Origin of the sequence: Sphingomonas sp. 2378 (assembly GCF_038084995.1) — a bacterium.
Lineage (GTDB): Bacteria > Pseudomonadota > Alphaproteobacteria > Sphingomonadales > Sphingomonadaceae > Sphingomonas.
Window position 1 is genome coordinate 1 of sequence record NZ_JAXCMJ010000054.1, and the last position, 23,659, is coordinate 23,659.

General features: G+C 67.1%; 19 protein-coding genes. 8 read left to right on the plus strand and 11 right to left on the minus strand.

The window, feature by feature from the left end:
• From SM191_RS17440 to SM191_RS17460, 5 genes are all read right to left on the minus strand, one after another.
• Window positions 1-223 (minus strand): STN domain-containing protein (locus tag SM191_RS17440; RefSeq protein ID WP_341507299.1); only part of this gene is annotated, 223 nt, incomplete at its 3' end.
• Between the two features lie 109 nt (window positions 224-332).
• Window positions 333-1,262, minus strand: coding sequence for a FecR family protein (locus SM191_RS17445; RefSeq protein ID WP_341507300.1), 930 nt, complete (start codon window positions 1,260-1,262; stop codon window positions 333-335).
• A complete protein-coding gene (locus SM191_RS17450) occupies window positions 1,259-1,810 on the minus strand; it encodes an RNA polymerase sigma factor (protein ID WP_341507301.1) in 552 nt (183 codons plus the stop codon). Before SM191_RS17450 ends, SM191_RS17445 begins: the two co-directional genes overlap by 4 nt.
• Before the next feature lie 15 nt (window positions 1,811-1,825).
• A complete protein-coding gene (locus SM191_RS17455; RefSeq protein WP_341507302.1) occupies window positions 1,826-2,626 on the minus strand; it encodes a ChbG/HpnK family deacetylase in 801 nt (266 codons plus the stop codon).
• The gene (locus SM191_RS17460) at window positions 2,601-3,500 is read right to left on the minus strand and encodes a glycosyltransferase family 2 protein (RefSeq protein ID WP_341507303.1); all 900 of its coding nucleotides are present in this window, start codon (window positions 3,498-3,500) and stop codon (window positions 2,601-2,603) included. The genes SM191_RS17455 and SM191_RS17460 overlap by 26 nt, the downstream gene beginning before the upstream one ends.
• Window positions 3,501-3,745: 245 nt before the next feature.
• On the opposite strand from SM191_RS17460, the gene SM191_RS17465 reads away from it, so the two are divergent.
• The 3 genes from SM191_RS17465 to SM191_RS17475 all read left to right on the plus strand — a co-directional run bounded on the left by SM191_RS17465 (window position 3,746) and on the right by SM191_RS17475 (window position 8,784).
• The gene (locus SM191_RS17465; RefSeq protein WP_341507304.1) at window positions 3,746-5,257 is read left to right on the plus strand and encodes a hypothetical protein; all 1,512 of its coding nucleotides are present in this window, start codon (window positions 3,746-3,748) and stop codon (window positions 5,255-5,257) included.
• A gap of 76 nt (window positions 5,258-5,333) precedes the next feature.
• Window positions 5,334-6,197: a glutathione-dependent disulfide-bond oxidoreductase gene (gene yghU / locus SM191_RS17470; RefSeq protein ID WP_341507305.1), complete on the plus strand. Its 864-nt coding sequence runs from the start codon at window positions 5,334-5,336 to the stop codon at window positions 6,195-6,197.
• A 202-nt stretch (window positions 6,198-6,399) separates the two neighbouring features.
• Entirely contained in the window at window positions 6,400-8,784 is a 2,385-nt protein-coding gene (locus SM191_RS17475; RefSeq protein ID WP_341507306.1) for a hypothetical protein, read from the plus strand.
• Between the two features lie 87 nt (window positions 8,785-8,871).
• Here the strand turns inward: SM191_RS17475 and SM191_RS17480 are convergent, their stop codons facing one another.
• On the minus strand, window positions 8,872-9,318 hold the full coding sequence (locus SM191_RS17480) for a MarR family winged helix-turn-helix transcriptional regulator (protein ID WP_306999694.1): 447 nt from the start codon (window positions 9,316-9,318) through the stop codon (window positions 8,872-8,874).
• A 111-nt stretch (window positions 9,319-9,429) separates the two neighbouring features.
• Here SM191_RS17480 and SM191_RS17485 point away from each other — a divergent pair, with 111 nt between their 5' ends.
• Window positions 9,430-9,855 (plus strand): organic hydroperoxide resistance protein, encoded by a 426-nt coding sequence (locus tag SM191_RS17485; protein WP_341507307.1) that lies wholly within the window; start codon window positions 9,430-9,432, stop codon window positions 9,853-9,855.
• Between the two features lie 72 nt (window positions 9,856-9,927).
• Here the strand turns inward: SM191_RS17485 and SM191_RS17490 are convergent, their stop codons facing one another.
• Together SM191_RS17490 and SM191_RS17495 are read right to left on the minus strand one after the other, a co-directional pair.
• Window positions 9,928-10,950, minus strand: a complete 1,023-nt coding sequence (locus SM191_RS17490; protein ID WP_341507308.1) for a LacI family DNA-binding transcriptional regulator — start codon at window positions 10,948-10,950, stop codon at window positions 9,928-9,930.
• Window positions 10,951-11,014: 64 nt separating this feature from the next.
• Window positions 11,015-13,546, minus strand: coding sequence for a TonB-dependent receptor domain-containing protein (locus SM191_RS17495; protein WP_341507309.1), 2,532 nt, complete (start codon window positions 13,544-13,546; stop codon window positions 11,015-11,017).
• Window positions 13,547-13,819: 273 nt separating this feature from the next.
• Between SM191_RS17495 and SM191_RS17500 the strand changes: the two genes are divergently transcribed.
• A complete protein-coding gene (locus tag SM191_RS17500) occupies window positions 13,820-15,334 on the plus strand; it encodes a tryptophan halogenase family protein (RefSeq protein ID WP_341507310.1) in 1,515 nt (504 codons plus the stop codon).
• A gap of 129 nt (window positions 15,335-15,463) precedes the next feature.
• Here the strand turns inward: SM191_RS17500 and SM191_RS17505 are convergent, their stop codons facing one another.
• The gene (locus SM191_RS17505) at window positions 15,464-16,825 is read right to left on the minus strand and encodes an FAD/NAD(P)-binding protein (RefSeq protein WP_341507311.1); all 1,362 of its coding nucleotides are present in this window, start codon (window positions 16,823-16,825) and stop codon (window positions 15,464-15,466) included.
• Window positions 16,826-16,959: 134 nt separating this feature from the next.
• On the opposite strand from SM191_RS17505, the gene SM191_RS17510 reads away from it, so the two are divergent.
• The 3 genes from SM191_RS17510 (at window position 16,960) to SM191_RS17520 (ending at window position 21,922) form a co-directional block, all read left to right on the plus strand.
• Complete coding sequence (locus SM191_RS17510; RefSeq protein WP_341507312.1) at window positions 16,960-19,218, plus strand: S9 family peptidase; 2,259 nt, start codon at window positions 16,960-16,962, stop codon at window positions 19,216-19,218.
• A 193-nt stretch (window positions 19,219-19,411) separates the two neighbouring features.
• The gene (locus SM191_RS17515) at window positions 19,412-20,779 is read left to right on the plus strand and encodes an MFS transporter (protein WP_341507313.1); all 1,368 of its coding nucleotides are present in this window, start codon (window positions 19,412-19,414) and stop codon (window positions 20,777-20,779) included.
• A gap of 27 nt (window positions 20,780-20,806) precedes the next feature.
• Entirely contained in the window at window positions 20,807-21,922 is a 1,116-nt protein-coding gene (locus tag SM191_RS17520) for a glycoside hydrolase family 68 protein (protein ID WP_341507314.1), read from the plus strand.
• 13 nt (window positions 21,923-21,935) lie between these two features.
• Here SM191_RS17520 and SM191_RS17525 read toward each other — a convergent pair whose 3' ends face one another.
• Window positions 21,936-22,985 carry a LacI family DNA-binding transcriptional regulator gene (locus tag SM191_RS17525; protein ID WP_341507315.1) on the minus strand — a complete coding sequence of 350 codons (1,050 nt, stop codon included), beginning with the start codon at window positions 22,983-22,985 and terminating at the stop codon, window positions 21,936-21,938.
• Between the two features lie 266 nt (window positions 22,986-23,251).
• Window positions 23,252-23,659, minus strand: a 408-nt coding sequence (locus SM191_RS17530; RefSeq protein WP_341507316.1) for an electron transfer flavoprotein subunit alpha/FixB family protein, incomplete at its 5' end; no start/stop codon positions are given.

Consider the following 23,659-nt stretch of genomic DNA (forward strand, 5'->3'; position numbering starts at 1 on the left):
GCGCGGGTCGGGGGGCCGGGCGTGGCGGGCGGGGTGCCCCGACGATGCGGAAACCCTCCCCATCGATCGCCACCGCGCGGTATCCGGTGCCACGCAGCAACAGCCTCAGCGCGCGGGCTGGCGGAATGTCGGTGGTCAGTGCGGGGGTGCGGACCCGGCGCAATCGGTCATCGGTGGTGATGACGGTGATCCCGCCCTGCCGCGCCAGTTCGCGCAGAGCCATGTCCAGCGTCGTGGGAGCGATACGGATGGGCCGCGCGACCGATACGGGCCGTTCCCGCGCCTGAACCGCGACCGGCGTGACGAGGCAGAGCGCAGCCCATAGGCCGCGCTCAGCGATCCTCGTTCGACGCCCGCAATATCCAGTCTCCACCGCTCTGGCGCCACTCCGCTCCGATCAACTTCGCGAAACGAGGAACGTCCCGACCGGCATCGCCCGTCATGCGGACGACACCCGTGACGTTGCGATCGGCCAGAGCCCCCTCCACCGCGATCCGCATGCCATAGGCGGATTGCAATCGTGCAGCAATCGCCCCGACCGGCTCGCCATCGAAATCGAGCAACCCGCCGCGCCACCCCCCGATGGTCGACGGATCGACGGTCACTCGGCGAAGGCTGTGCCGTGCCTCGTCCAGATGGATGCCCTGCCCCGCCGTCAGCGCGATCTCCTGCCCCAGCGGGGCCAGCGCCACCGATCCTTCCGCGACCGCCACGTCCAGTCGCCGCCCCGTGCGCCGTACGTCGAACACCGTTCCCATATCGCGAATGACGACGCCGCCCGAATGAAGCTCGAACGGCGCGGACGGGTCGTGGCGGACATGGAACAGCGCCTGCCCCGCCTCCAGCGTCGCGACGCGCGTATCGTTGCGGTCGTAGCGAAGCCGCGATCCCCCCGCGAGGTCGATCCGCGTGCCGTCATTGAGGGCGATCCGGCGGGTCTCGCCCGCGCGGGTCTGCTCGACCCGCATGTCGGGACCGTTATTCAACAGCACCGGCCCGCTGACCAGCGCCACCGCCGCCGCGACGCCGCCGAGCAACCACCAGCGCCCCCATCCGGCGTTGTCGTTGGCGGCTTCGACCACCGGCTCGGCTTCCGCCTGTACGGACGGCGCGACCAGCAGCGCATCGGCCATGGCGACCGCGTCATAGGCGCACGCATTGGCCGGGCTGTCTTCCAGCCACGTCGCAAAGGCGTCCCACTCGGCGGCGCTCATGTCGCGCTGCCGGATGTGCCAGTCGATCGCCTGCTCCTCACGCGTCACTCGTCCGCGCTCCTTTCATGATCAGGACGATGCGGCAATGCTCGATCCGCACCCTCCCCTTCGCGATTTTCCTGCAAAAACCGATAGGCGCGCCGCAACAGCTTCTCGACCGCGCTGACGGTGATCCCCATGCGTTCGGCGATCACCCGTTGCGGCTGTTCCTCGAAGCGGAACAGGGTGAAGGCCTGGCGCATCCGGTCGGGCATATGCGTGATCCGGGCATGGGCCTGTTCCAGCGCGCGGCGGCCCGCGACGATGCGTTCGGGATCGGCATATTCATCCGACCTGGGCTGCACCTCTTCCCATGCCCCGTCACGCGCGCTGCGCCGGGCGGCGGCGATCCGGCGGTCGGTCGCCAGATTGGTCGCCATGCGGCAGAAAAAGGGTACCGGCTGCTCGACATGCGCGCCGTCCATCCCGGCGATGCGCAGCCACAGATCCTGAAGCGCGTCCTCGGCATCCTCCGCCGAACCGAGCCGGGCCGCCAACAGGCGACGCAGCAGCGGCCGCGCCTCCAAGAACTGGCCCTCCAGACCCGTATCGCTCAAACCGCCGCCCTCTGGTCAGGCGGCGAAGGCCAGCCCGCGTGACGCCGCCATGTCGGAAACCGAAATATTGCGCAAGACGTCCGCCTCGTCCCGCCGCGCCGCCGCGATGGCGTCGCCCGCGCGCGTCCCCGCGCCCGGATGGCACATCACCAGATGATAGGCCCCCGCCCGGTCCAGAAAACGCGGCAGAGCCTGCGCGAAGCAACCGTCAAACCCGTAATGGCCCGCAAAGCCGCGATTGCAGCGAAGGCCCACCGCCTCCGCCGCCGCCGCGAATCCGCGCGAGTGAAAGGCGCTACCGATCGCCTTGCCACGCCATGGCCGCCCGAGCAGCCCGGCGACCCGGTCCTCACAGGTGCGAAGCCAGGCCTCCGGCGCGCGACGGCGGGTAATCTCCAGCACGATCAGGCGGATGACGGGCAGCGCGTGCGAATGCTGGTGCCCATCGACAAAGGCAGGCGGGCGACCCATCGCCGCCTCGAACCGGTCGAACTGCGCCTCCACCTCGCGTGCGATCTCGGCAGGGTCCAGCCGTCCCCGCACCGCCAGCCGGGTGAGCGGATCGATTCCCGGCATCACCCCATCTTGCGTAAAGCCATTGGGATGGATCGGCGCTTCCTCGGTCAGTGTCAGGTGGAGCCCGATCTGCGCGGTCGCAGGCACGTCGCGCAACATCGCGCTGTCCTCCGCCCAATTGGGGCGAAGCGTCATGCAACTCGTGGCGTTCAGCTTGCCCGCATGGAGAAGCTCGGCGATGACCAGACTGTCTTCGGTGGAAAAGGCGAAATCGTCAGCGCACAGAATAAGCCGGTTCACCCACCACTCCTGCCAGATCCTGATAGGCCTTTTCGCGCATCCGCTCGGTGGTCAGACGCCGGGCCGTCAGCCGCCGCGCGAGGAATGTGTAGAAGAACCAGTCCCCCGCGAACGGCGCGGTCACGCTGTAGAGCAAGCGCTCGGCCAGCGTCCAGCGGATCGACTCCCGGTCCCGCTCGCGATCCGACGGCACGCACCAGAAACCGTCGGCATAGCGCATCGTGCCATGGCGAAGGACGCGGTGGATCACCTCATGATCCTCCAGCACATAGTTCCAACGGCGCGGATCGAACCCGCCCGCCGCCTTCAGCGCCGTGGTGCAGAAAGCCTGTCCCGCGCCGCCCGCATGGCATTGCCGCGGCAGCAGCCGCGCGGCCAGACGGATGGTCGCGGACTCGCGCCGCCGCTCCGCCTCGCCGTCGCCCGGTGCGATGAAATAGGCCCCCGCCACGACGCAGCCCGGCTGCTCCAGCAGCGCCTGCGCCTCGGCCAGATAGGTCTCCGGATAAAGGGTATCGGCATCGCAGGTGGCGACGAAGCGCGTATGGACATGGTCGAGGCCCAGCCGCAACGCGTTGATCTTGCCAGGCACTCCCTGATGCAACAGGACATGGTCCAGCCCCAGCCGCTCGCAGCTTTCCGCCGCGACCCGCGCGCTGGCGTCGAGCGACCCGTTATCGACCAGCACCAGCCGGAAACGCACCGTCTGCCGCGCCAGGCTTTCCAGCGTCGCCGCCAGTTCGGCCTCTTCGTTGAAGAAGGGCACGACCACCGTCCAGCATGGCGCGACATAGGCCGCCGCCTGTTCCGTCTTGCCGGCATCGGCCCAGGCCCTGGCATTGCGCCAAGCCGCGCCTTCCGCATCGAGCAGCATTACCCCACCCCGCCCATGAAATCCGAAAACATCCTCGTTGCCAAAGCCCCCGCCCGACAGCGTTTCCGCCCAAGCCGAGGTGTTTCATAAGGCTGACGTCACCGCCGCCCGCGGACCGGACATAAGTTAGGAAATATTTTTCGCAGGGCGGATGCGACGCCGATTTCCTTTGCGATCGGACCTGTGGCGATGACATGGGCGATGCGAAGCCGGGGGCCCCGGCGGCCCACCCAGAACGGATCGACATGACGGACCTGACGTCGCCCCGATTTAACGCCAGCCGCTTTGCCACGCCCCGCGTTCTCAACAGGCCGATCGGCGTGGCGATCGTACTGCTGGTCTTCGCCGTGCTGGTCCGGGCGCGCGATTATGGAAATCCCGTCGCGCATGTCGATGAGCAATATTATCTGCTGGTCGGCGACCGGCTGTTGCATGGAGCGCGGCTCTATATCGATCTGTGGGATCGCAAGCCGCCCGGCCTGTTCCTGCTCTTCGCCGGGTTCCGCCTGCTGCCCGGCGACGGCTTTCTGGCCTATCAACTGGTCGCCACGCTATGCGCCGCCGGAACAGGCTGGCTGATCTGGCTGGCGGCGCGGCGGATGGCGCTGGCACCGCCCGCCGGTCTGGCGGCGGGGGCGGCCTATATCCTCTGGCTGCCGCTGCTCAGCGGCGGGAGCGGCCAGTCGCCGGTCTTCTATAATCTGGCGATGACGGCGGCGGCGGTCCTGACGCTGGAACTGCCGCGTCTGACCGAGCGACGCGCGAGCGGCATGATCGTGCTGAGCGGCGCGGTCGCGTGCCTGCTGGCGGGCGTGGCGATCCAGATCAAATACACCCCGCTGGTCGAGGGGGCGTTCTTCGGCCTCGCGCATCTCTGGTATCTGTGGCGGGCACGGGCGAAGCCGGTGACGGTCGTGGCGGCGGCGCTGCTTTGGATGGTGCTGGGGCTGTTGCCGACCGCGCTGATCGTCCTGCAATATTGGCTGAAGGGCGCGGCGGCGTTCGACGCCTTCTGGTTCGCCAATTTCACCTCGATCACGCTGCGTCGCGGCTATCCGGCGGCGAAGATCGCGGGGCGGCTGGCCGGGATCGGCGGGCAGTTGCTGCCGCTGATCGCGTGCGCGGTCGTCGCCTGGCGCAAGGGACCGCAGTGCCCCGCCATGACGCTGACCCGCATCTGGCTGGCCTTCGCTCTCATCGCCTTCGCGATGATCGGGGCCTTTTTCGACCATTACGCCCTGCCGCTGCTCGCCCCGCTGGCGCTCGCCGCCGCACCCGCCTTCGCCATGGGGCGCAAGGCCCTTGTGCCCGTCTTCGTCATCGGCGCCGGGCTGTTCGTCTTCCACGCCGCGACCAACGACCCGAGCGAGGGCGACGGCATCCGCCGCATGGCCGGGCTCATGGCGGCGGTCGATGGCGGCGAATGTCCCTATGTCTTCGCCGGGGATTCCAGCCTCTATCATCTGTCGGGCGGATGCGTGCCGACCCCTTATGCCTTTCCCTCCTCGCTCGCGTATGAGGCCGAGCGGGGCGCGATCGGGGTGGACGAAAGGGCGGAGGTCGCGCGCATCCTTGCCCGCCGTCCGCCCGCCATCGTGACGCTGGACGACCCCTTTTCCCCCTGGAACGCGGCGACGCAAGGGCTGATGACGCAAGCACTGGCGAGCGACTATCGCCCGGTCATGGCGGTCCCGCGCGAGGGGCGGCGCGAGTTGCTCTATGTCCGCCGCGACCGGCTCATTTCCCTTCCGAAATAAAAGCACGGTCGCGGTTGTTTTCGTATCCGCCCCGCCCCATTTGCCGCGGCGAACCCTCTTATGGAGCCGCAAGCGCATGAGTGACGACGCCTATACCCCGCCCGCCATCTGGACTTGGGACAAGGAAAGCGGCGGCCGCTTCGCCTCGATCAACCGGCCGGTCGCGGGCGCGACACACGACAAGCCGCTGCCGGTCGGTCGCCATCCGCTCCAGCTTTATTCGATGGGCACGCCCAACGGCGTGAAGGTCACGATCCTGCTGGAGGAACTGCTCGCCGCAGGACATACCGGCGCGGAGTATGACGCCTGGCTGATCCGTATCGGCGAGGGCGACCAGTTCGGCAGCGGCTTCGTCGAGATCAATCCCAATTCCAAGATCCCCGCGCTGGTCGACCGTCGCGGCGGCGAACCCCTGCCTATCTTCGAATCCGGTGCGATCCTGATGCACCTGGCGGAGAGCTTCGGCGCCTTCCTGCCGACCGAGCCCGCCGCGCGGGCGCGGGTCCTGTCGTGGCTGTTCTGGCAGATGGGCAGCGCGCCGTTCCTGGGCGGCGGCTTCGGCCATTTCTACGCCTATGCGCCGGTGAAGATCGAATATGCGATCAACCGCTATGCCATGGAGGCCAAGCGCCAGCTCGACGTGCTGAACCGCCAGCTTGAGCATAACGCCTATGTCGCGGGCGACGCATACAGCATCGCCGACATGGCGATCTGGCCCTGGTATGGGCAGGTCGTGCTGGGCGATCTCTATGACGCCGCCGAATTCCTTCAGGTGCAGGAATACACCCATGTCCTGCGCTGGGCCCAGGAACTGGCGGCACGCCCGGCGGTGAAGCGCGGGCGGATGGTCAACCGCACTTTCGGCGATCCCGCCCAGCAATTGCCCAAGCGGCACGAAGCCAGCGACTTCGACCTGCGCACGGCAGACAAGCTCGCCTGACCGTAAATCCTCCCCAAGCTCGCTTGGGGAGGGGGATCGCCGCGAAGCGGTGGTGGGGGGCAATGTCCGGCTCCCCGCCCCTCCACCATCCTTCGGATGGTCCCCCTCCCCATCATAGATGGGGAGGATTTGCAGATGACACGCCTATGTCATTTGCTGCCAGAGGGTTGATCCTTTCGGCAGTCTGGGCCTTAACCCTGTCATGTTTCGCTTCCCCCGTCCCCTGATGGCGCTCGCGCTGGCCGCCGCCGCCCTGGTCGAAAGCCCGCTCTGCGCCGCCGATCCCGCGCCCTTCGACCTGCCCGGTCCGGGCCTGCGCATCATGGTGACGCGCGGGGACAAGAGCCTGCCCATCGCGGAGGTGCCCAACCTCGCCACCGGCGACAGGCTGACGATCGATGCGGACCTGCCCAGCGACCAGCGGGCCCGCTACATCCTCTTCTCCGCCTTCCTCAGCGGCGCGACCAATCCGCCGCCCAAGAACTGGGTCCAGTCCGCCGAGACATGGAAGTCCAAGGACAAGGATCGCCGCCTGACCCTGACCGTGCCCAAGGGGGCGCGGCAGATGGCGCTGTTCCTGGTGCCGGAGACCGGCGGCGCATCGGGCACCATCGTCGATGCGGTGCGCGACCGGCCCGGCGAGTTCGTCCGCGCGGTGCAGGATCTGAACCAGGCCTCGCTCGACCGGTCGCGGCTCAACGCCTTCGTCGCGGCGATCCGCGCGCAGGAGAACAGCCACCCGGAATTCCTGCGCACCCTGGCCCCCGCCCTCTCGAACAGCCTGGCGATCAAGCTGAACCCCGACTGCCTGGCGCGCGTCATCGAGTTGCAGGCGGCATGCCTTTTGGAGAACCGCGACTCGCTGGTGCTGGCGGACATCCACAGCAGTTCGATGACCGACACGCTGATCGGCGCGCCGACCGACCTGGCCCTGCAACTCAGCTATACGCGTGAGGCGGGGCTGGGCTATTACAGCCCCTATATCGGCGTGATCCGCGACATCGCACGCGTATTCGGCGCGTTCGGCAATCCGCAGTTCAGCTATCTGCCCACGCTCGCCACGCGCGAGGGGGACCGGCTGTCTCTGTTGCTCAACGCCGCGCCGTCCTTCGCCAAGCCCAAATCGGTGCTGGTCGCCGCCATGCCCGCCATCGATGCGTCCAGCCCGCCGCGCCTGCGCGTGACCGGGGACGCGCCGCTGTGCGGAGCGCGTCCCGCCCTCGTCCTGCCAGTCGAGGGCGCGCCGCTGATCTACTCCACCGCCTTCGCGCGCAACATGAGGGTGTCACTGACCGGCGCGAACGGCAAGACCATCGATGTACCCGTGCGCGCGCGTGCCGACCGGGGCGGCTATGTCCTTACCGAGCCGCTGCCTGCCGGAGCGCTGTCGGGCAAGGTAACCGCCAAGCTGCACGGTGAATGGGGTTTCGACGGGTTCGAGGGGCCCAGCTTCACGCTGCAATTCCCCGATGGCGGCGAATGGCGCGCGGGCGATGCGGGACAGAGCCTGGTCGTCGGTCGCGACAATGCGGTGACGCTGAGCGGCCCCGCCGCCGCTTGCGTCACCGGCGTCACCATGCGCGGGCCGGGCGGCACCGCGCAACCGGTGCCCTTCACGCTTCGGGGGACGGACGGCGTCACCGTGACCCTGCCGCTCAAGAATGCGCGCGCGGGCGAGATCAGGCTGGAGGTGCAGCAGATCGGCGATAGCACACCGCGCAGCGTCAGCTTGCGCGCCTATTCGCCCGCCAGCCGGATCGACACGGTGACGCTGGCCAAGGGCGACCGCTTCGTGACGCTGACCGGCCAGCGGCTGGACGAGATTTCAGGCGTCGAGGTCGGCGATGTCCGGCTGTCCCCGGATGGCCTGACCCGTGAGGAGGACAGCGACCGGCTGGTCGCCACCGCCGCCGATGGCCGGGTGCCGGACGGGACCAGCGCGAAGATCCGGCTGACCGACGGGCGGACCCTGTCGGTGCCGATCACGCCCGCCCCGCCGCGCCCCGCCGCGACGCTGATCGCGCGCAGCCTGACGTCCAAGGACACCGCCGGAGCCGTCGCGCTCGCCACCCGGGACGAGAATGTCCTGCCCGACAATAACCGCCTGACCTTCTCGGTCCGTGCCGCCGAAGGCTCCCGCCTGGCACCGACGGACGCGATCGAGGTCGCGACGGGTGACGGTGCCGCCACCGTCCTGCTGGAGGGCGGGCGCGACGTGCGGCTGTCCTCGCCCGACATCGCGGTCGCGACGCTCGATCCGGCGCGGCTGGGTCCGGCGGCGGCGGGGCCGCTCCGCTACCGGATCGTACGCGGGGCGATCAAGGGCGACTGGACGCCGCTCGCCACGCTGGTCCGGTTGCCGCGTATCGATGGCGGCGGCTGCGAGCAGAATGGCTGCTGGCTGGAGGGGCGCGATCTGTTCCTGATCGACCGAGTTGCCGCCAGCGCCGACATGGCGGGCGCGGTCGGCGTGTCGCCGGGGTACACGGCGGCGCGGCTCGCAGTGCCTTCGGCGCGGGATGGGGTGCTGTATGTGGCGCTCCGGGATGCGCCGAATGTGGTGTTTACGATGGGGTTGAAGTCGTAGGCGGATTCCCTTTGCCTTCGACTTCGCTCAGGCCGGACGGAGGCTGATGTCATCCAAGACCGCGTTCAGCCTGAGCGCAGTCGAGGGCTACGCCCCCTGCCCCTCGCGCCGCTCCAGCGCCAGACGCAGCGCGCGGACCTCGCCGCGAAGCGCGGTGAGGTCATCGACCGCCATGCCCGACCGGGCGATGATCTCCTCGCCCAAACACCCGCACTGGTCGCGCAATGCACAGCCCGCCGGGGTCAGCCGGACGCGCACCTGCCGCTCGTCCCGCGGATCGCGCTCGCGCATCACCTGACCGCTCGCCTCCAGCCGCTTGATCAGCGGCGTGACGGTGCTCGACTCCAGTCCCAGCCGCTGCGCGATCGCGCCGATCGTCCGGCCATCCTCTTCCCACAGGACGTGGAGCGCCAGATATTGCGGATAGGTCAGGCCAAGTTGGTCGAGCATCGGCTTGTATGTGCGCTGGACCGCCATATTAGCCGCATACAAGGCGAAGCATAGTTGGTCGTCCAGCGGCCAAGGCGCCGACATCCGCTCTCTCCCGAAATTCCGAAAAATGCATATCGCGATAAAAGAAGGGCTGGACAAGTCCAATCGCGGAGCTCATTTATATATCGCGATAATGATTATCGGAGACCGAATGTGACGATCGACGTGAAGTACCAGACGCAGGCCAGCGCGACCGGCGGCCGCGACGGGCATGCCCGGACCCAAGACGGCACGCTCGACGTCAAGCTGTCGACGCCCAGGGAACTGGGCGGCGCGGGCGGCGACGGCACCAATCCGGAACAGCTGTTCGCGGCGGGCTATTCGGCTTGCTTCATCGGCGCGCTGAAGGTGGCCGGGCAGCAGTTGAAGGTGAAGGTGCCGGACGACGTTTCGGTTTCCGCCAAGGTCGGCATCGGTCCGCGTGCGGCGGGCGGTTTTGGTATCACGGCCGACCTGACCGTTGACCTGCCCGGCGTCGATCGCGCCGAGGCGGAGAAGCTGGTCGAGGCAGCGCACCAGATCTGCCCCTATTCCAACGCTACGCGCGGCAATGTGGATGTCGGCCTGACGCTGGCCTGACATCCGTTACCTACTCCCTGAAACCTCACGGCGCGGTCGATCTTCCCTAAGACCGCGCCGATTTTTTGGGCCTCAGGCGGAATCGCGGACGATCAGGCGCGGCGGCATTTCCAGCCCCGGCGCCGCCTGTCCCTCCAGTCGGGCGAAGAGCGCCTCGACCATCGCGCTGGCCCCCGCCTCCAGATCCTGGCGGATCGTGGTCAGGCGCGGGATCGCCCGTTCGGCGAGCGGCAGATCGTCGAAGCCGGTGACCGCGACATCGCCCGGCACCACCACACCGCATGACGTCAGTTTCGCCACCGTCGCCAGCGCGATCATGTCCGACGCCGCGACGATGCCGTCGATCCCCTCCCCCCGCTCCCGCAGGCGCGACAGATTGTCGGCGATCTGATCCGGCATCAGCTCGGGCGCAAGCGCGACGTCCAGCTGGTGCGGCGGAGGCAGGTCCGCCGCCCGAAGCGCATCGCACAGCCCAGCATGACGCTCAGCCAGTTCCAGCGTGCGAATTTCGCCCATGAAGGCGATGCGTCTCCGCCCGGTCGCGATCAGATGCTCGCCCGCCAGCCGTCCGCCCAGCCGGTTGTCGACCCCGACCGCACAATGATGCTGGCCGGGCATGGTGCTGCCCCACACGACGAGCGGGAGATAGGTTTCGGCGACCTGCTCGATCACCGCCAACTGGTCCGACTGTCCGATCAGCAGCACGCCGTCGACCATGCCCGACCGGGTGATCCGCGACAGCCACCCCTCGTCGTCGGGGATGATCCGCGACAGCATCACGTCATGGTCGCGCGCCGCCAGTTCGTCGGCGAGATGGCCGAGCAGGGTCATGAAAAAGGGATCGGACAGACGCTGCCGCCGCTCATGGCCAAGCGGGATGGCGACGCCGATCACGCCGGTCCGCTGCGCGCGCAGGCGGCGGGCCATCTGGTTGATCTGGAAACCATGTTCGGCGGCCAGCGCCTCGATCCGCTGGCGCGTCTCGGCGTTGACGACGCTCTTGCCGGCCAGCGCACGGCTGACGGTACCGGGCGACACGCCCGCGAGCCGGGCGATATCCTTCAATGTTCGGGCGGGCGGGGCCGGATGGGTCATGGCCGTCCTCCTGAACGAAAAACGGGGCGGATGCCATGCGGCACCCGCCCCAGGGGACTAACGCTTAGAAACGATAGCGAACCGAGGCCGTTACCGTGCGCCCATACAGCGCGGTATTGTTGAACACCCCTTGCGTCGGCGACAGGATCGGGAAGATGCCGCCGCCGCCACGGAAGCCCAGCTTGTCGAAGATATTGTTGGCGTTCAGGCCCAGCTCCAGCCGCTCCATCGGCCGCACCGTCACGAAGCCGTTGAAGAAGGTCGAGCCCTTGACGGTGTAGAGGTTGAAGTCGTCCGACTTGGTGCTGGTCTGGCCGTTCATGCTGACGCCGAAGGCGACGGGACCCGCATCATAGGACGGCGACACCACGAACAGGAAGTCGGGCAGACCGCCGGGCTTTTTGCCGACCAGCGCCGAGGTCGCGCTGCTGGTGATCTTCGAATTGGCATAGGTCGCATCGACCGCCAGATGGAAGTCGCCATAGGTCACGCGGCTGGTGAACTCGATACCGTAGGAGCGATAGCCGTTCGAGATGTTCGGATTGTTGTTCGGCGCCGGGTTGTTGATCCGGGTGAAGTCGTAGTTGTTCTCAGTCAGCGTCGAGTGGAAGCCGGTGACTTCGACCGAATAGGACGCGCCGAACAGGCCGCCGCGCTGCTTCAGGCCGATTTCCTGCTGGTTGAGATAGTTGACCGAGGTCGCCTGTCCCTGCGCATTGAGCGAGCCGTCCGCGTTGAAGTTGCCCGACAGGACGCGGCGGTCGGCGTTGAAGCGACCGCCCCGGCTGGCGCGGGCGAAGACGCTGGTGTTCTTGTTGAAGGCGTAGAGCGCACCCACCGACCAGCTGAAATAGCCATCGGTGTAATTGACCTTCTCCACCGTCGGGCTGAGCACCAGCGAGGGGATCAGCGCCGAACCCAGCGCATCGGCCACGCGGGTCGTCGGGCCAGCGACGCCGCCCTGCGCGGTGCCCTCGCCATGGACGCTGTCGTAGCGGACCGAGGCGTCGAGGTTCAGGCCGCCGACTTCGTAACCTGCCTGAAGGAAGGGCGCGACATCGGTATAGGTCAGGTCGACACGGCGGGCGCAGCAGCTGCCCCAATTGTCGTTGAACCCGGCCTGGCCCGCCGCCGTCAGCTGAGTCCCCGTGGTCGAGAACAGGTCGAGCGGCGCGGCATTCTCGCCGTTCAGCTCGCTATACTGGCGGTTGACATGCCAGTCCTGGACGATGTTCTGCCGCATGACGAACAGACCGGCGGTCAGTCGCGCCTTGCCCGGGCCAACGTCGAACTTGCCGTTCAGCGTCAGGTTATTGGCGAAATTATCCATGTTCTTCATGAACACGTTGATGTTCGGGTTGTTGTTCACATAGGGGCCGGTGAACAACTGGCCCAGCTTCGGCCCCGCCGCATAGCGGACCGAACCCACCGTCTGGCCGTTGACCGTCGAGCCGATCAGGCCACCGGTGCCGGTCAGCGTCTGGACGTTGATGAACTGGGTGGTGAAGTTGCCGCTGATCCACTGGTAGCGGATCGTGTCGTCCAACGAGATATTGTCATTGAAGTCATAGTGAATCTGGCCGCTGATCCCCGTCACGCGCGGATGGATGCCCTGCACCTCCGCCGACTTCACGCCGCCATTGTCGTAATCGAGATACTGGAAGTTGCGGTTATAGACCGTGTAGGACGAACCGCTGCGGCCGTCGAAACCCGGCAGCGGGGTGAAACCGGTCACCCGGTCGCCGTCCAGCGTGGCCAGCGTCGGGGTGGTGGTGTTGGTCGGCGCCTGCTCATCCAGCCGCTTGAAGTACAGCCGCACGAAACCGCGATTGTCGGGCAGATCCTTGGTGATGTTCGCCTTGATCTGATAGCCGCGAAGGATGTTGAAATTCTCGTTGGTGTAGCCGCCGCCGTTGCGCGCATAGCCGCCGATATGGAAGCGCGTGCTGTCGTCGATCGGGCCACCATAGTCGAAGTCGACGCGATGCTCGCGAAAGCCCAGGCCGTTTGAATAGGCGATCTGGCCGCCCTTGGTCTCGCCGGTCTTGCTGATGAAGTTGATGACCGCGCCCGGCGCCTGGCTGGCGAAGGTCGAGGCCGAACCGCCGCGCACCGCCTCGACCGTCTTGATATTCTGGTCGAAGCGCAGCCAATAGTCGTTGTTGCCGAAGTTGATGTCACCGAACAGCACGTCGGGCAGGCCGTCTTCCTGCAACGACACATATTCCGAACCGCCGGTCGAGACGGGGATACCGCGAACGCCGATATTGGCGTTACCGCCGGGGCCCGCCGTATCGCTCGGCTGAAGGCCGGGGATGTTGCGCAGGATTTCCGCGGTCGAACGCGGGGTGAAATTCTGGATCGCTTCCTGGCTGACCTGCGAGACCGAGATCGAGCTGCGGAAGCGCGAGCGCTCGCCGCTGGTCGCAGTGACGACGATGTCCTCGCTCGACGCGCCCGCATCGGGAATATCGCCCGCCTGCGCCACGCGGTCGGAGCCGGTCGGAACGGGCTGCGCCGTCGAGCTGGTCGCCTGGGGGTCATTCGCCTGGGCGAAGCCCGGCGCGCTGGCCAACGCCATCGCCAGAGCAGCCATAGATCCGCAGGACCGTAGAACCCTCGTCGTCATACACCCTCTCCTGATTCGCCCCGGTGTCCGGGATGTCGTGCAGCCTCGCTATCACATCAGCAATCGTTTGCAACAGCCGTTTTGCAAACCATTGCATAAAATCTGTGGTGGTGTGATCGGGAAACCACAGCGTACGCGACCGCGCCAGATCATGAGCATCGCAAACCTTTGCATGATATGGCAGGAGAAGGCGGGCACCCGACCGTGACAGAGTCGGAAGCCGACGAAGAGGATAACAGGATGAGCCAAACTCCCCCCGATTCGATCCGATCGGTCCTGATCGTTGGCGGCGGCACGGCGGGCTGGATGACGGCGGCGGCGCTCGCCCATGCCATGCCGCACGGACTGACCATCACCTTGGTCGAGTCGGACGCGATCGGCACGGTCGGCGTCGGGGAAGCGACCATCCCGCCGATCCGCCTGTTCAACCAGACGCTGGGCATCGACGAGGCGGAGTTCCTGCGCGAGACCAAGGGCAGCTTCAAGCTGGGCATCGAGTTCGTCGGCTGGGGCCGCGAAGGGCATCGCTATTTCCATCCCTTCGGCACGCACGGAAAATCCTTCGATCTGGTCGCGGTGCATCAACATTGGCTGGCGGCGGGTGGACCCGACAGCGGCCTGGCGTTCGATGACCTGTCCATGGCCTGGGGCGCAGGCAAACGCGGCCGGTTCGCCGCCCCCATGGCCGATCCGCGCAGCGTCGCCTCCACCTTCGACTATGCCTATCATTTCGACGCGGGGCTCTATGCCCGGTTCCTCCGCCGCTATGCCGAGGCGCGCGGCGTGGTGCGGGTGGAGGGGAAGATCGCGGGCCATGCCCTGGACGCGGCGCGCGGCCATGTCGCCTCGGTCACGCTGGACGATGGCCGGGTGCTGGAGGCGGACCTGTTCGTCGATTGTTCGGGGTTCCGGGGATTGCTGATCGAGGAGGCGTTGGACACCGGTTACGAGGATTGGACGCATTGGCTGCCCTGTGACCGGGCGGTGGCGGTGCCCTGCGTCACCGGCGGCGACGGCCTGACGCCCCATACCCGATCGACCGCGCGGAGTGCCGGATGGCAATGGCGCATCCCGCTCCAGCATCGCACCGGTAACGGCTATGTCTATTGCAGCCGCCATATCTCCGACGACGAGGCCGCCGCGACCCTGATGGCGAATCTGGACGGCGCGGCGCTGGCCGATCCCCGGCCGCTCCGCTTCACCACCGGGCGGCGCAAACGTCTGTGGAACCGCAACGTCGTCGCCATCGGCCTGTCGAGCGGCTTCATGGAGCCGCTGGAATCGACCAGCATCCACCTGATCCAGGCGGGCATCGCCAAGCTGCTCGCCTATTTCCCGACCCGCGCCTTCGAGCCGCAGGCGATCGAGGAGTATAACCGCGTCGCGATCACCGAATATGAGCGGATTCGCGACTTCATCATCCTGCACTACAAGCTGACCGAGCGACGGGACTCGGCGCTTTGGCGCGAATGCGCGGCGATGCCGATCCCCGACACGCTGGCGATGAAGATCGCGCATTTCCGTTCCGCCGGGCGGCTGGTCGCGCGCGACATGGACCTGTTCGGCCCGGCGAGCTGGGCGGCCGTGCATATCGGGCAATTCAACACGCCCGAGGGGCTGGACCCGCTGCTGGCTTACGGCGACCCCGCGCGGAGCCGCGCGTTTGTCGGCAAGCTGGCGGAGGCGATCAGACAGATGGCGGAGTCGATGCCCAGCCATGCGGATTGGCTGAAGAAGATCGGGGCGACCGCTTAATCCTCCCCGGCACGGGGAGGTGGCAGCGCGTAGCGGTTACGGAGGGGGGCTTCCGCAAGGGACGTCCTGTGTGGCGATCCCCCTCCACCACCGCTTCGCGGCGGTCCCCCTCCCCGTGCCGGGGAGGATTTACAGCCCCTCGCCGCCGACCCATTGCGCATGGGCCAGACGACGCGCCAATTCCCAATTCTGCTGCCGCAGGTCCGGCACCGCCACCACCTCCCACAGCCCACCGCGCGTCATCGGGCCGATGCAATAGAGCCGGTCGTCCACCCCGCCATTGGCGGCCACGACATGGCTCTGCGCATCGACCTCCAACCCGATGCGGAGCGCGTCAGGCCGGATCATCCCCTCGCTCAGCAACTGCCGGATCAGCGGCTCGCGCGACCGGAGCAGATCGCCTTGCGGCCCGGTGCAATTGACGATCCGCGCGACGCGCAGCGTCTCGACCTGATCGCTTCCCCTCGGTCGCCAGTGCACGACAGCCCCCTGCCCATTCGGTTCGACGCGGACCAGCTTGCCCCCCGCGATCGACAACCGCCCCGCCTCGATCAACGCATCCACCCGGTCGGCGACCGAAGGGGCGAGGCGATGCCGGTGCACATCCCAATAGGGCCGCACATGCCGCAGGAACCGCGCCCGCGTCACGCCATCGGCGGCACCCCACATCATCTGCGTCACCGGGCGCAGCGCATCGACCGCCCCGCGCCAGCCCTGTTCCTCCGCCGCACAGCGGACATGCCGGACCAGTGTGGACAGGGTGGCGGCGGGCCGCTCGCGCAAAGGGGTGAAGGGCGGCGCATCGGCATGGCGACGGGGAGCTAGGCCCCGGCGCGACATGGCGATGGTCCGCCCGCCGAACCCGCTCGCATCGAGCAACAGCGCGGCGTCGATGGCGGTCAGCCCGCTGCCGACCAACAACACCCGGTCATCATCCCCCAGCCCCTCGGCGATATCCCCCGCCCATGGGTCTTCGCGGTAGCATCCCTCCGCCAGCAGGGCCGGATCGATCCCCGGCGGCGTGTGCGGCGGCAGATTGCCCAGCGCCAGCACCACCGCATCGGCTGCCAGCGCCGCTCCCTCCGCCATGTGGAGCCGATACCCCGCCCCCTCCCGATCCAGCCCGACGACCTCGCCGCTCGCCAAGGTCAGCCGCGCGGGGTCCGCAACGATCGTCTCCATCAGCAGGTCGCGCAGATAATCGCCATAGACCCGGCGCGGTACGAAGGTCTTCGCATCCCCCGCCCCGCGCGCGACCAGCCACCGAACGAAATGATCGGGATCGTCGCGCAGCGCGCTCATATTGCCCGCGCGGACGTTCAGCAGATGCTCGGCATGGGCCGCGCTATAGGCGACCCCTCGCGCCAACTGGTTGGCCCGCCGCTCGACCAGCGTCGCGCGCGGGCCGCCATGGCGCACCAGATTGATCGCCAGCAGCGTCCCCGCAAAACCGCCGCCGATGATCGCGACATGCTCGATTCCCGCCGTCATCCGCCAGCCCGCTCCTTCATGATCGCCTGCGCCTGTGTTTAGTCGCATCGGTAACGATCGCCACGAAGATTTCGGTATACGATTTTATGGGCGCGCGTTAGGCTTCGTGCATCGGATCAGGAACGGGTGAAGAGATGCGGTCGTACTGGCGGATTTCCGGACTTTTGCTTTCCCTTTCCTCGGTCGCGCTGGCGACGCCGCTGGCCGCGCAGACCACCGCTCCCACCCCCCTGTCGGTCGAGGGCATTTTCGGTCCGGGCGCGGTACGCACGGAATCGGTCCGCGCCAGCCGGTGGAGCAAGGACGGCGAAAGCTATCTCGCCCTCGAAACCGCGCCCAAGGGCGGGCAGGACATCGTCCGCTATCGCATCGCCGATGGCCAGCGTCAGGTGCTGATCGCCGCCGCCGACCTGGTCCCGCCGGGTGCGAGCGCTCCGCTGAACATCGACGGCTATGAATGGTCGCCGGACGACAAGTGGTTGCTGATCCAGACCAACGGCCAGCGTTTCCGCCGGACCAACGCGCTGTCCGATTACTGGCTCTACGATGTCGCCCAGCGCCGGTTGCACAAGGTCGGCGCGGATGCCGCACCCTCGACCCTCCTCTATGCGACCATCTCGCCCGACAACAGCCGCATCGCCTATGTCCGCGCGAACAACATCTATGTCGAGCCGATCGCGGGCGGCGCGCCCGTCGCGCTGACCAAGGACGGCGACGATTATGTCGTCAACGGCCTGGCCGACTGGGTCTATGAGGAGGAATTCTCGGTCCACCGCGCCTTTGAATGGAGCCCGGATTCCAGGCGCATCGCCTTCTTCCGCTTCGACACGAAGGGCGTCGGCACCTTCGACATGATGAAGAACACCGGCGGCCAATATTCGCAGGTGATACCGCTGCAATATCCCAAGGCGGGCACGACCAATTCGGCGGTGACGACCGGCGTGATCGACGTCGCCGATGGCGCGACCCGCTGGTTCAGGCTGGCGGGCGATCCGCGCCAGAATTACGTGCCGCAGGTCAGTTGGGCGGGCGGCCCCGACGCGCTGTTCATCCAGCAGTCCAACCGCCTCCAGAACAGCTACAACGTCCTGCTCGGCGATCCGGCGACCGGCTCGGTCAAGCCGATCATGGTCGAAAAGGACGCCGCCTGGGTCGAGGCCAATGTCGCCCCCGAATGGCTGAAGGGCGGGCGTGCCTTCACCTGGCTGTCCGAGCGCGATGGCTGGCGGCATCTCTACACCATCGACCGGGCGACGGGCCGTGCCAGCTTGCGCACGCCCGGCAAGTTCGATGTCGTCGAACTGCTCAACGTCGATGAGAAGGCGGGCTATGCCTGGTTCATCGCCTCGCCCGACAATCCGACCCAGCGTTACCTCTATCGCACCACCCTGTCGGGCAAGCCCAAGGTCGAGCGGCTGACGCCTGCGGGCCAGTCGGGCACCCACAGCTATGACATCGCGCCGGGCGAGCATTGGGCGCTGCACACCGTCTCGCGCTTCGATGCGCCGCCGGTCACCGACATGCTCGACATGACCCGGCAACAGCCGCTGCGCACGCTGGCCGCCAATGCGCCGCTGGCCAAGGTCGTCAAGGATAGCGGCCTGCCCGCCACCGAATTCTTCCGCGTCGATATCGGCGGCGGCACGCAGCTCGACGGCTGGCTCATCAAGCCGCCGGAATTCGATCCGGCCAAGCGCTATCCGATCCTCTATTTCGTCTATGGCGAACCCTGGGGCCAGACGGTCGCGGATCGCTGGATGGGGTCGCAGGGGCTGTGGCACCGGATGCTGGCGCAAAAGGGCTATCTGGTCGCCAGCCTCGATCCGCGCGGCACCGCGACGCCGCGCGGTCATGACTGGCGCAAGAGCATCTATCGCCAGGTCGGCATCCTGGCCTCCTCCGATTATGCGGCCGGTGTGAAGACGATGCTGGCGACGCGACGCTATATCGACCCCGCCCGGATCGGCATCTGGGGCTGGAGCGGCGGCGGCGCGATGACCCAGAACGCGCTGTTCCGCTACCCGGACCTGTACAAAACCGGGATCGCGGTGGCGGGGCCGACCGACATGAAGCTGTACGACACCATCTATCAGGAGCGCTACATGGGCCTGCCGCAGGACAATGTGGAAGGCTATAAGAACGGCTCACCCATCACCTTCGCCAACCGGTTGAAGGGCAATCTGCTGCTGATCCACGGGACGCTGGACGACAATGTTCATTACCAGAACCAGGAGCAGTTGGTGGACCGGCTGATCCACTTCAACAAGCCGTTCACGATGATGGCCTATCCCGACCGCAGCCACGGCATCTATGAGGGCGAGAATACCAGCATCCACCTCTATTCGCTGATGACCCGCTATCTGGAGACGAACCTGCCGCCCGGCGCGCGGTGACGTTCCTTCCTTTCCCGCCCGCCATCACCATCCCGGCGAACGCCGGGGTGGGAACCACATATGGCATGACAACCATTCGCCACGCCCATTGCAATCGTTTGTTGCAATGTCTTATCGATCGCGCCATGATAGCCTCCGACGCGGCGAACCGGCGCTAGACACGGTCCACACCCCCGCGTGCGAGAGGACCCGCATGACCCCGTCCACCCCCGCCGCCGGAACCATGGCACCACGCAAACCCCGCCTGTCGCTGGCCCGCATCCTGGAGATGAATCTCGGCTTTCTCGGCCTGCAATTCAGCTTCGGTTTGCAGCAGGGGAATATGGCGCCGATCTACAGCTATCTCGGCGCGTCGGAGGCGCAGATTCCGCTGCTGCAGCTTGCGGGGCCGATGACGGGCCTGCTGATCCAGCCGCTGATCGGTGCGATGAGCGACCGGACCGACAGCCGCTGGGGTCGCCGCACGCCCTATTTCCTGTTCGGCGCGGTGCTGTGCGCCTTCGGGCTGTTCTTCATGCCGCTCAGTTCGTCGGTGCTGATGGCGGTGTCGCTGCTCTGGATCCTCGACGCGGGCAACAACATCACCATGGAGCCGTACCGCGCCTATGTCTCCGACCGGCTGGACGGGGCGCAGCATAATATCGGCTTCCTGACGCAGAGCGCCTTTACGGGCCTGGCGCAGATGCTCGCCTTCCTGACGCCGTCGATCCTGGTCTGGGCGGGGATGAATCCGGACTGGGTCGACGGGCACAACATCCCCTATACCGCGCGCATCGTCTTCATGATCGGCGCGGTCCTGTCCTTCGCCACTATCGTCTGGTCGATCCGGCGGGTGCCCGAATTGCCGATGACGCCAGAGGATCGCGCCCGCATCGCCGCCGCGCCCAAGGGGATCGGTGCGATCCTGAAGGAAATCGGTGATGCGATCCGCACCATGCCGCTGCCGATGCGCAAGCTCGCGCTGATGAGCCTGTTCCAGTGGTATGCCATGATGGCCTATTGGAATTACGTCATCTACGCGATCGGCCGCTCGGTCTATGACACCGCCGACGTGACCTCGTCGGGGTTCCATGCCGCCGTCCTGACCAATGGCGAGATTGCGGCCTTTTACAACGGCGTCGCCTTCATCGCGGCCTTCGCGATGGTGCCGCTCGCCAAGCGGATCGGCGCCGCGCCGCTCCATGCGCTGTGCCTGGTCATCACCGGCATCGGCATGATCGCGATGCCGCACATGACGAGCAAGGCGATGCTGTTCCTGCCCGCCATCGGCATCGGCCTGGGCTGGGCGAGCATGATGGGCAACCCCTATGTCATCCTGGCGGGCTCGATCCCGCCGGAGCGGACCGGCGTCTATATGGGCATCTTCAACATGATGATCGTCATTCCGATGCTGATCTTCGGCGTGACGCTGCCCCTGTTCTACCAAAGCTGGCTCGGCGGCGATCCGCGCAACGTGCTGACCCTGTGCGGCGTGCTGATGCTATTCGCGGCGGTGTCGGTCTTCTCGGTCCGCGCACGCGGGCCGCAGGGCCTGCCGCTTGGCGCCGCCCCGCAAGCCTGATCCCCCTCTATCCGTTCCCGAGGTATTATGACGACCCTTCCCGCCCATTGGTCGGCCGACGCGCTGGCCGGGATCGCCGCGCAAGGCCAAGCCCGCCTGCCCGTCTTCACCGCCGCCGATGTCGTCCCGATCCTGCCCGATCACGACCTGTGGGACATGTGGCAGATCGCCTATGCCGATGGCCGCACCGCCTTTCTCGGGGGGCGGAGCTGGTGGTTCTTCCTCGCCACGCCGCGCTTCGACGATCCCGAGATGCGCCATGACGCGGCGCGCATCCGGCTGACCAGCCACGGCGCGGACGGCTGGCGCGACCATGGCGTGACCTTTGCCGATGGCTTCACGCCGGGCAGCCGCGAATGGTCGGGCTCGGCGGTGCTGGGCGAGGACGACACGACGCTGACCATGTACTTCACCGCCTCCGGGCGGAGGGGCGGCCCCCGCACCTTCGAGCAGCGGCTGTTCGAGACGCAGGGTCGTTTCCTCGCCGACGAAGCCCGCACCGAAGGCTGGAGCGAGCCGGTCGAAAGCGTCGCGGCGGACGGCCATCACTATATCGTCGCCGACCAGGCCGAGCCGGAGAATGGCGGTATCAAGGGTTTTCGCGATCCCGGCTATTTCCGCGATCCGGCGGACGGCGCGGAATATCTGTTGTTCGTCGGCTCGGCGGGCTGGGTGAGCCAGGATTTGGACGGCGTGGTCGGCGTCGCCAGGCGCGAGGGCGAGCGCTGGGTCATCCAACCGCCGCTGATCGAGGCGCTGGGCGTCAACAGCGAGTTGGAGCGGCCCCATATCATCCTGCGCGACGGCCTCTATTATTGCTTCTGGTCGACGCAGGCGAAGCGCTTCGCCCCCGGGCTGGACGCGCCGACCGGGATCTACGCCATGGTCGCGGACCGCTTCGACGGACCCTGGCGGCCGGTCAACGGCACCGGACTGGTCGCGGGCAATCCCGTGGACGAGCCGACCCAGGCCTATTGCTGGTGGGTCACCTATGAGGGCGACGTCATCAGCTTCGTCGATTATTGGGGATTGCAGGGCCGCGACGCGAGCGACGACCCCGCGCTGCGCCGCCAGCGTTTCGGCGGGACCGCCGCGCCCTGGTTCCGACTGGCCTTTGACGGCGAGCGGGTGACGATCGCCTGATCCTTGAAGGGGATCAGGCGGTTTCGCGGAGGATCAGCTCGGGGGTCAGCACCACCGAGCCCGCCTCGCCGCCGTGGAGCCGGACGAACAGCGCATCGACCATAGCCCGCGCGCCCGCCGCGATATCCTGGCGAATGGTCGTGATGCGCGGCACCGCCTGCGCGGCGAGCGGCAGGTCGTCATAACCGATGACGGGCAGGACGTCGGGCACCGCGATGGCCCGGTCGGCCAGCACGCGCACCGCCGTCATCGCGATCATGTCGGACCCTGCCACGATCCCGTCGATCGGCATGGTGCCCCCGCCCTGCTCCAGCAACGCGTCGATATGCGCCGCGATCTCCTGCTCCATCACATCGGAGGCGAGATGGGTGGCAAGTTGCATCAGGGCGCCTTCCATCCCCGCCTGGGCCATGGCACGGGCGACGCCGTCATGACGCTGGCGGATTTCGGGCGCGCTGATATCGCCCAGGAACGCGATACGGCGGCATCCGCGCTCGATCAGCCGCTGGCCCGCCAGAAGACCGCCCTGCGCATTGTCGGTGCCCACCGCCGCATGAACCTGATCCGGCAGGGTCACGCCCCAGGCGACCAGCGGGCGATACCGGCGGGCGACCCGCTCGATCGCGTCATACTGGTCCGACTGGCCGATCAGCAGGACGCCGTCGACCATACCGCTGTCCACCACCCGGTCCAGCCAGTCGACCGCATCGGGAATGACCCGCGACAGCATCACATCATAGCCGTTTTCGGTCAGGGCATCCGCCAGATAGCCCAGCATCGTCATGAAGAAGGGGTCGGACAAGTGCTGGCGGCGTTCATGCCCCAGCGGCACGACGATGCCGATCACCCCGGTACGGCGCGTGCGCAACCGGCTGGCCATCTGGTTGGGGCGAAAACCATGCTGGTCGGCCAGCGCCTGGATGCGCGCACGCGTTTCGGCATTGACCAGCGATTTGCCCGCCAAGGCGCGCGACACCGTGCCGGGAGACACCCCCGCCATCTCCGCCAGATCCGCGATCGTGCGAATGCGACGATCGCCTCCCTCCAAAATATTATCGTTCATCCGGTAACGCTAACCGTAGCGGCCCATGTCCGACAAGCTGGCACGGAAATTTCCGCATCATAACTTACATGGATTAGAACGTTCGTATCTGCGGTATGGGCGCGGGGCGAGAGCGGAAGAGCCACAATCCTCCCCGGCACGGGGAGGGGGACCGCCGCGGAGCGGGGGTGGAGGGGGCTCTCCGCCGGGTACGTCCCGTGCGGCGATCCCCCCCCTCCGTCAGGCCTTCAGCCTGCCACCTCCCCGTGCAGGGGAGGAATGATCCGTCAGACCTTTTCGGTCAGTTCCGGCACGACGGTGAAGAGGTCGCCGACCAGGCCGATATCGGCGACCTGGAAGATGGGGGCATCCTCGTCCTTGTTGATCGCGACGATGATCTTGGAGTCCTTCATTCCGGCAAGATGCTGGATCGCGCCCGAAATGCCGACCGCGACATAGACTTCCGGCGCGACGATCTTGCCGGTCTGCCCGACCTGATAGTCGTTGGGGGCATAGCCCGCATCGACCGCCGCGCGGCTCGCACCCACGGCGGCCCCCAGCTTGTCGGCGAGCGGGTCGATCAGCGCATGGAACTGCTCCTCCGAGCCCAGCGCCCGACCGCCCGAGACGATGACCTTGGCACTGGTCAGTTCGGGCCGCGCGTTCTCGGCCTTCTCCGCGCCGACAAAGCGCGA

What these genes read in the sequence shown, in the direction of transcription:
- SM191_RS17500 (WP_341507310.1), top strand. Translation starts at nt 13,820, where the DNA reads ATGAGCCAAACTCCCCCCGATTCGATCCGATCGGTCCTGATCGTTGGC.
- SM191_RS17490 (WP_341507308.1), bottom strand. Translation starts at nt 10,950, where the DNA reads ATGACCCATCCGGCCCCGCCCGCCCGAACATTGAAGGATATCGCCCGG.
- SM191_RS17460 (WP_341507303.1), bottom strand. Translation starts at nt 3,500, where the DNA reads ATGCTGCTCGATGCGGAAGGCGCGGCTTGGCGCAATGCCAGGGCCTGG.
- SM191_RS17480 (WP_306999694.1), bottom strand. Translation starts at nt 9,318, where the DNA reads ATGTCGGCGCCTTGGCCGCTGGACGACCAACTATGCTTCGCCTTGTAT.
- SM191_RS17515 (WP_341507313.1), top strand. Translation starts at nt 19,412, where the DNA reads ATGACCCCGTCCACCCCCGCCGCCGGAACCATGGCACCACGCAAACCC.
- SM191_RS17465 (WP_341507304.1), top strand. Translation starts at nt 3,746, where the DNA reads ATGACGGACCTGACGTCGCCCCGATTTAACGCCAGCCGCTTTGCCACG.
- SM191_RS17510 (WP_341507312.1), top strand. Translation starts at nt 16,960, where the DNA reads ATGCGGTCGTACTGGCGGATTTCCGGACTTTTGCTTTCCCTTTCCTCG.
- SM191_RS17505 (WP_341507311.1), bottom strand. Translation starts at nt 16,825, where the DNA reads ATGACGGCGGGAATCGAGCATGTCGCGATCATCGGCGGCGGTTTTGCG.
- SM191_RS17525 (WP_341507315.1), bottom strand. Translation starts at nt 22,985, where the DNA reads ATGAACGATAATATTTTGGAGGGAGGCGATCGTCGCATTCGCACGATC.
- SM191_RS17495 (WP_341507309.1), bottom strand. Translation starts at nt 13,546, where the DNA reads ATGGCTGCTCTGGCGATGGCGTTGGCCAGCGCGCCGGGCTTCGCCCAG.
- SM191_RS17475 (WP_341507306.1), top strand. Translation starts at nt 6,400, where the DNA reads ATGTTTCGCTTCCCCCGTCCCCTGATGGCGCTCGCGCTGGCCGCCGCC.
- yghU (WP_341507305.1), top strand. Translation starts at nt 5,334, where the DNA reads ATGAGTGACGACGCCTATACCCCGCCCGCCATCTGGACTTGGGACAAG.
- SM191_RS17520 (WP_341507314.1), top strand. Translation starts at nt 20,807, where the DNA reads ATGACGACCCTTCCCGCCCATTGGTCGGCCGACGCGCTGGCCGGGATC.